The sequence below is a fragment of the Massilia sp. UBA6681 genome (assembly GCF_002454935.1).
Lineage (GTDB): Bacteria > Pseudomonadota > Gammaproteobacteria > Burkholderiales > Burkholderiaceae_D > Telluria > Telluria varians.
In genome coordinates this window covers 1-6324 of sequence record NZ_DKJX01000080.1, presented here as the reverse complement: position 1 = coordinate 6324, position 6324 = coordinate 1, and the positions used below count along the sequence as shown (strand labels likewise).

General features: G+C 64.7%; 7 protein-coding genes. 6 read left to right on the top strand and 1 reads right to left on the bottom strand.

Annotation, left to right across the window (positions count from 1 at the left end; translation table 11 throughout):
• A partial coding sequence (locus tag B2R83_RS13545; RefSeq protein WP_292042167.1) for a sigma-70 family RNA polymerase sigma factor occupies window positions 1-559 on the top strand: 559 nt, incomplete at its 5' end.
• A 133-nt stretch (window positions 560-692) separates the two neighbouring features.
• The gene (rlmD, locus tag B2R83_RS13540) at window positions 693-2078 is read left to right on the top strand and encodes a 23S rRNA (uracil(1939)-C(5))-methyltransferase RlmD (RefSeq protein WP_292042165.1); all 1386 of its coding nucleotides are present in this window, start codon (window positions 693-695) and stop codon (window positions 2076-2078) included.
• A 145-nt stretch (window positions 2079-2223) separates the two neighbouring features.
• Here rlmD and B2R83_RS13535 read toward each other — a convergent pair whose 3' ends face one another.
• Window positions 2224-2922: a Bax inhibitor-1/YccA family protein gene (locus B2R83_RS13535; RefSeq protein ID WP_051996649.1), complete on the bottom strand. Its 699-nt coding sequence runs from the start codon at window positions 2920-2922 to the stop codon at window positions 2224-2226.
• Window positions 2923-3156: 234 nt separating this feature from the next.
• Here B2R83_RS13535 and ndk point away from each other — a divergent pair, with 234 nt between their 5' ends.
• From ndk to B2R83_RS13515, 4 genes are all read left to right on the top strand, one after another.
• A complete protein-coding gene (gene ndk / locus B2R83_RS13530; RefSeq protein ID WP_027867147.1) occupies window positions 3157-3582 on the top strand; it encodes a nucleoside-diphosphate kinase in 426 nt (141 codons plus the stop codon).
• A gap of 126 nt (window positions 3583-3708) precedes the next feature.
• The gene (gene rlmN, locus B2R83_RS13525) at window positions 3709-4878 is read left to right on the top strand and encodes a 23S rRNA (adenine(2503)-C(2))-methyltransferase RlmN (RefSeq protein ID WP_292042162.1); all 1170 of its coding nucleotides are present in this window, start codon (window positions 3709-3711) and stop codon (window positions 4876-4878) included.
• The gene (gene pilW, locus B2R83_RS13520; protein ID WP_292042161.1) at window positions 4878-5687 is read left to right on the top strand and encodes a type IV pilus biogenesis/stability protein PilW; all 810 of its coding nucleotides are present in this window, start codon (window positions 4878-4880) and stop codon (window positions 5685-5687) included. Before rlmN ends, pilW begins: the two co-directional genes overlap by 1 nt.
• Before the next feature lie 9 nt (window positions 5688-5696).
• Window positions 5697-6324: helix-turn-helix domain-containing protein (locus tag B2R83_RS13515; RefSeq protein ID WP_292042160.1), on the top strand; the 628-nt coding region annotated here is incomplete at its 3' end.

The window sequence follows — 6324 nt, the reverse complement described above, 5'->3', positions numbered from 1 at the left end:
CGCCACCTGGTGGATCCGCCAGAGCATCGAGCGCGCCATCATGAACCAGGCGCGCACGGTGCGCCTCCCCGTGCACATGGTGCGCGAGCTGAATCAGGTGCTGCGCGCCAAGTACCACCTCGAGGCGCAGAAGCACGATGGCAAGGAAGCTTCCTGCGAAGACATCGCCAGCCTGGTCGGGCGGCCGGTGGAAGAGGTGCAGGACATCCTGGCGCTGTCCGAACACGCCGCGTCGCTCGACGCCCCGCTCGACAACGACCCGACCTCCAACCTGATGGACATGCTGCCCGACGACGGCGAGGCCAGCCCGGACGCGCGCGCCGAGCAGCACGAAATGACGGCCCTGGTGCGCGACTGGCTCACGCGCCTGCCCGACAAGCAGCGCCTGGTGGTCACCCGGCGCTTCGGGCTGGACAATGACGATCCGGCCACGCTGGAGACCCTTGCCGAGGAGATGGGCGTGACGCGCGAGCGGGTGCGCCAGATCCAGCAGGAGGCGCTGGTCAAGCTGAAGCGGGCGATGGCGGCGCGCGGGGTGGTGCGCGATTCGCTGCTGTAGCCGAGCCTTCCCCCGGTAGCACCCACCCCATTTCCTTGCTATCATTCCGCCCGGGCGCATTCCGCCCATTTTTTATTTGCGAACTCCCTGCACAGCCAGTCCTGTGCCCACTCCCTCTTTCTTTTTGACCAACATGCAAGAAATTTTCATCGACATCAAATCCCTGGATGCGGACGCGCGCGGCGTCGGCCACCTCGAGAACGAAGATGGCACCCCGGGCAAGGTGATCTTCGTCGAAGGCGCACTGCCGGGCGAACGCGTCAGCTTTGAAACCCTGCGCAAGAAGAAGAACTGGGAGTCGGGCCGCATGGTCACCCTGCAGCGTGCCTCGTCGATGCGGGTCGAGCCGAAGTGCCAGCACTTCGGCTACTGCGGCGGCTGCTCGATGCAGCACCTCGAGCCCTCGGCCCAGGTTGCGATGAAACAGCGCGTCCTCGAGGACAACCTGTGGCACCTCGGCAAAGTGAAGGCCGAGAACATCATGCGCCCGCTGTACGGCCCGACCTGGGACTACCGCTACCGTGCGCGCCTGTCGGTGCGCCACGTGGCCAAGAAGGGCGGGGTGCTGGTCGGCTTCCACGAGCGCGCGTCGTCCTACGTGGCCGACATCACCTATTGCGAGATCCTGCCGGACCACGTCGCCCGGTTGATCGTGCCGCTGCGCGAGTTCGTCGGCCAGCTGTCGATCTACAACCAGATGCCGCAGATCGAAGTCGCGATCGGCGAAGAAGTGACCGTGCTGGTGCTGCGCATCATGGCCCCGCTCACCCCGGCGGACGAGGAACTGGCCAGGGCCTTCGCCGACAAATGGAACATCCAGTGGTGGCTGCAGCCGAAGGGCCCGGACACCGCCTACCCCTACTACCCGCTGGGCAAGGAGCTGTACTACACGCTGCCGGAATTCGGCATCCGCATGCCCTTCAAGCCGACCGATTTCACCCAGGTGAACCACCAGATCAACCGGGTGCTGGTCTCGAAGGCGCTGCGCCTCTTGGCGGTGCAGCCGGGCGAGCGCGTGGCCGACCTGTTCTGCGGCCTTGGCAACTTCACGCTGCCGCTGGCGACCCAGGCGCGCGAGGTGGTGGGGATCGAAGGCAGCACCGCGCTCACCACCCGCGCGCTGGAGAATGCGCAGGCCAACGGCCTGGCCGCCAAAACCTCGTTCTCGACCCGCAACCTGTTCGAGGTGAACAAGGACGACCTGGTCGCGCTCGGCAAGTTCGACCGCATGCTGGTCGACCCGCCGCGCGACGGCGCCATGGCCCTGTCGCTGGCGCTGGCCGACCTGCGCGAGTCCCACGAGGAGCTGATGCCGCAGCGGATCGTGTACGTATCCTGCAGCCCCTCGACGCTGGCGCGCGACGCCGGCATCCTGGTGCACAAGGCGGGCTACGTGCTGAAGAAGGCGGGGGTGTGCAATATGTTCCCGCATACCTCGCACGTGGAGTCGATCGCGGTGTTCGAGCTGGGCGAGAAGCCGGCGGCAGCCGCCACCTACGAAGTGCCCGCCGAGGCCTAACGCACACAGATCGGGGTCAGGTCTGACATTCAGACACGGCCTCGAGCGTAAGTACGGAAGAGCTTGTGTCCGAATGTCAGACCTGACCCCAGTGGTATAAAAAAAGCCGACCTCGAGGTCGGCTTTTCATTTCGGCTGAAACCGCTTAGTCGCGGTCGCCGCCGGCGATGCCCAGCAGTTGCAGCAGGCTGGTGAAGATGTTGTACACGTCCAGGTAGATCGACAGGGTGGCGGTGATGTAGTTGGTTTCGCCGCCGTTGACGATGCGCTGCACGTCGAACAGGATGAAGGCCGAGAAGATACCGATCGCCAGCAGCGAGATCACGATGGTCAGGGCCGACATCTGCAGGAAGATGTTGGCCACGGCTGCCAGGATCAGCACGATCACGCCGGCCATCAGCCAGCTGCCCATGCCCGAGAAGTCGCGCTTGGTGGTGGTGGCGATGCTGGCCATCACGGCGAACACGCAAGCGGTGCCGCCGAAGGCGGTCATGATCAGGGTGCCGCCGTTCGAGTAACCGAGGGTGTGCTGCAGCAGCGGGGTCAGCATCAGGCCCATCACGAAGGTGAAGGCCAGCAGCAGGCCCAGGCCGACGGCCGAGTCCTTGAACTTCTGGATCGCGAAGATGAAGCCGAAGGCGACCAGCATGAAGCCGATGAAGCCGATGCCGCCGATGCCGGCCATCAGGTCGAACGACACGCCGATGTAGGCGCCCAGCACGGTCGGGATCATCGACAGCGCCAGCAGCCAGTAGGTGTTGCGCAGGACTTTGTTGCGCGTGACGTCGACCCGGCCGGCTTTGGTCAGGTCGATCGTACTGCGGGGTTGCGAATTAGGGATCATGGTGCCTCCGGTTGGTGGATGAGCGTCACTGAGAAAACCATACAAGCAGATGCTTAGCAGAGCCTTAAACCAGGACGATTTTGCTCTGCAACTCTACCACTTTGCTTGCCAGTGCCGCAATATCGGTTATATGAGGCAGCTGTGGTAAAATTAAAGGTTAATTGAGTTCCAAATTCAGTTGCAGGAGCCATTAAAGGTTCTTGATTCAAACCATTCTTTTCATTGGAGTTTTACATGGCAATCGAACGCACCCTGTCGATCATCAAACCGGACGCAGTTGCAAAAAACGTGATCGGCCAAATCTATAGCCGCTTCGAAGGCGCTGGCCTGAAAGTCGTCGCTGCACGCATGACCCAGCTGTCGCAAGCCGAAGCCGAAGGCTTCTACGCCGTGCACGCTGCGCGTCCGTTCTTCAAGGACCTGGTCAACTTCATGATCTCGGGCCCGGTCATGATCCAGGTGCTGGAAGGCGAAGGCGCGATCCTGAAGAACCGCGACCTGATGGGCGCCACCGATCCGAAGAAAGCTGAAGCCGGCACCATCCGCGCCGACTTCGCCGACTCGATCGACGCCAACGCCGTCCACGGTTCGGACGCCGCTGAAACCGCTGCCGTGGAAATCGCTTACTTCTTCCCGGCACTGAACGTCTACTCGCGTTAATTAGTAGGGGGAGCGCATCCGGGGCGCGCCCCGGTAAATTTTCCCCCGGACTAATTTAAAAGAGTAAACCACTCGCCCGCGGCCTCGGGCCGGCGCGAGTGGTTTCAGGAAATAAAGGATTTTGCCATGACGACGCTCACCAACCTGCTGGACTTCGATCCCGCGCAACTCGTTGCGTACTGCGCCGAGCTGGGTGAGAAACCGTTCCGCGCCAAGCAGCTCCAGCGCTGGATCCACCAGTTCGGCGCGTCCGAGTTCGACGACATGACCGACCTGGCCAAGTCGCTGCGCGAAAAGCTCAAGACCCGCGCCGAGATTCGTGCGCCGGGCATCATCAGCGACCATACCTCGCTTGATGGCACCCGCAAGTGGCTGGTCGACGTCGGCAATGGCAACGCCGTGGAAACCGTGTTCATCCCGGAAGAAAACCGCGGCACGCTGTGCATCTCGACCCAGGCGGGCTGCGCCGTCAACTGCCGCTTCTGCTCGACCGGCAAGCAGGGCTTCAACCGCAACCTCACCGTGGCCGAGATCATCGGCCAGCTGTGGATGGCCGAGTTCGAGCTGCGCCGCACCAAGGGCATCGAGCCGGGCCCGAAGGGCGAGCGCCAGATCACCAACGTGGTCATGATGGGTATGGGCGAGCCGCTGCTCAACTACGAGCCGACCGTCACCGCGCTCAAGATGATGCTGGACGATAACGCCTACGGCCTGTCGCGCCGCCGCGTGACCCTGTCGACCTCGGGCGTGGTCCCGAACATCGACAAGCTGTCCCAGGACGTGCCGGTGGCCCTCGCCGTGTCGCTGCACGCGTCGAACGACGCCCTGCGCGACATCCTGGTGCCGCTGAATAAAAAATACCCCCTGCGCGAGCTCCTGGCCGCCTGCAAGCGCTACCTGGAATTCGCCCCGCGCGACTTCATCACCTTCGAGTACTGCATGCTCGACGGCTTCAACGACAGCGACGAGCACGCGCGCGAACTGATCGCCCTGGTGAACGATCCGGTGGTGGGCATTAACTGCAAGTTCAACCTGATCCCGTTCAATCCGTTCCCGGAATCGGGCCTGACGCGCTCGAAGAACCCGCGCATCAAGGCCTTCGCCCAGGTACTGATGGATGCCGGCATCGTCACCACCGTGCGCAAGACGCGCGGCGACGACATCGACGCCGCCTGCGGCCAGCTGGCCGGCGAGGTGCAGGACCGCACCCGCGTGGCCCAGCGCATGGAAAAGATGGCCGAGTACCAGAAGAAGTTCGGCGCCGACTTCGGGCGCATCGTGGAGATCCCTTCCTGATGGTTCGCGCAGCCGGTCGTGCAGCTCTCCTGTCAGCGTCTATCGCTGCGCTGGCTGTGCTCGCCGGCTGCGCCAGCAATGGCAGCGGCAGCGGCGAACTGAAGACCGCGTCCGACGTCACGGCGGCGGAAAAACGCGCCTCGATCCGCCTGCAGCTGGCGGTCGGCTACTACCAGAACGGCAAGTACGAGATCGCCCTCGACGAGGTCAAGCAGGCGCTCGCGGCCGACCCGGACAATGCCGAAGCCCATGGCCTGCGCGCGCTGATCTACACCGCGATGGGCCAGCTGGCCCTGGCCGACGACAACTACAAGACCGCCCTGCGCCTCAAGCCGGGCAACCCGGATTTGTCGAACAACTACGGCTCCTTCCTGTGCACCTCGCTGAACAAGCCGGCCCAGGCCATGCCGTACTTCGACGCGGCGCTGCGCAACCCGGCTTACCAGACCCCGGTGAGCGCGCTGGTGAATGCCGGACTGTGCAGCATCCGCAGCAAGAATTTCCAGGCCGCCGAGCGTTACCTGCTCGAAGCCCTGCGTTACAACCCCGACCTGCAGGCGAGCAACGCCGGCCTGGCGCGGACCTATTACGAGCGGCGCGAGTACCCGCGCGCCGGTTTTTTCATTAACCGCCTGATCGAGACTTCGAAACTCGACACGCTGTCGGCCGATGCGCTCTGGCTGGCTTTGCGCGTGCAGCGCAAGCTCGGCGACCGGACGCAGGAAGCCAGCCTGGCAGCCCAGCTGCGGCGGCGCTTCCCCGGCTCGCCGGAGTACGCGGCCTTCGAGCGCGGCGCATTCGATGAGTGAGACAAGATGATGAACGAGCATGCAGACCAGCCGGCGACGCCGGGCAACGACGCTGGCATCCCCGGCAAGACCCTGCAGTCCCAGCGCGAAGCGATGGGCTGGAGCGTGGAGCAGGTGGCCGACCAACTGAAACTGGCGCCGCGCCAGGTGGTGGCGCTGGAAGCCGGCGATTACGCCTCGCTCCCGAGCCCGGCCGTGACGCGCGGCTTCGTGCGCGCCTACGCCAAGCTGCTGAAGATCGACGCCGCCCCGCTGGTCGCCAAGATCGAGATGAACATGCCGCCCGAAGCCCAGGCCGGCGCCACCGCTTCGATCCCGCGCCGCGAGCAGCGTCCGGCCTCGTTCTCGCAAAGCCGCTTCCCGATCGGCGGCAAGCGCAATAAGGTGCCGGTCGGCCTGATCGCCGGCGTGGCGGTACTGGTCGCCGCCGGCGCCGCGCTCTGGCACTTCGGCCTGCTCCCGGGCAGCGAGCAGCCGCAAGCGGACAATGGCGCCCTGCTCGAAACCCCGGTGGTGACCCCGCACGGCGGTGCTCCGGCCGCGCTGGCGCACCAGGACAGCCTGCAGAACCCGTCGGTGCCGCTGATCTCGGTGCCGGCGCCGGCAGGCGAGGGCGCGACCGCGCCGGCAGGCGCCA

What these genes read in the sequence shown, in the direction of transcription:
- rlmN (WP_292042162.1), top strand. Translation starts at nt 3,709, where the DNA reads ATGACGACGCTCACCAACCTGCTGGACTTCGATCCCGCGCAACTCGTT.
- ndk (WP_027867147.1), top strand. Translation starts at nt 3,157, where the DNA reads ATGGCAATCGAACGCACCCTGTCGATCATCAAACCGGACGCAGTTGCA.
- pilW (WP_292042161.1), top strand. Translation starts at nt 4,878, where the DNA reads ATGGTTCGCGCAGCCGGTCGTGCAGCTCTCCTGTCAGCGTCTATCGCT.
- B2R83_RS13535 (WP_051996649.1), bottom strand. Translation starts at nt 2,922, where the DNA reads ATGATCCCTAATTCGCAACCCCGCAGTACGATCGACCTGACCAAAGCC.
- rlmD (WP_292042165.1), top strand. Translation starts at nt 693, where the DNA reads ATGCAAGAAATTTTCATCGACATCAAATCCCTGGATGCGGACGCGCGC.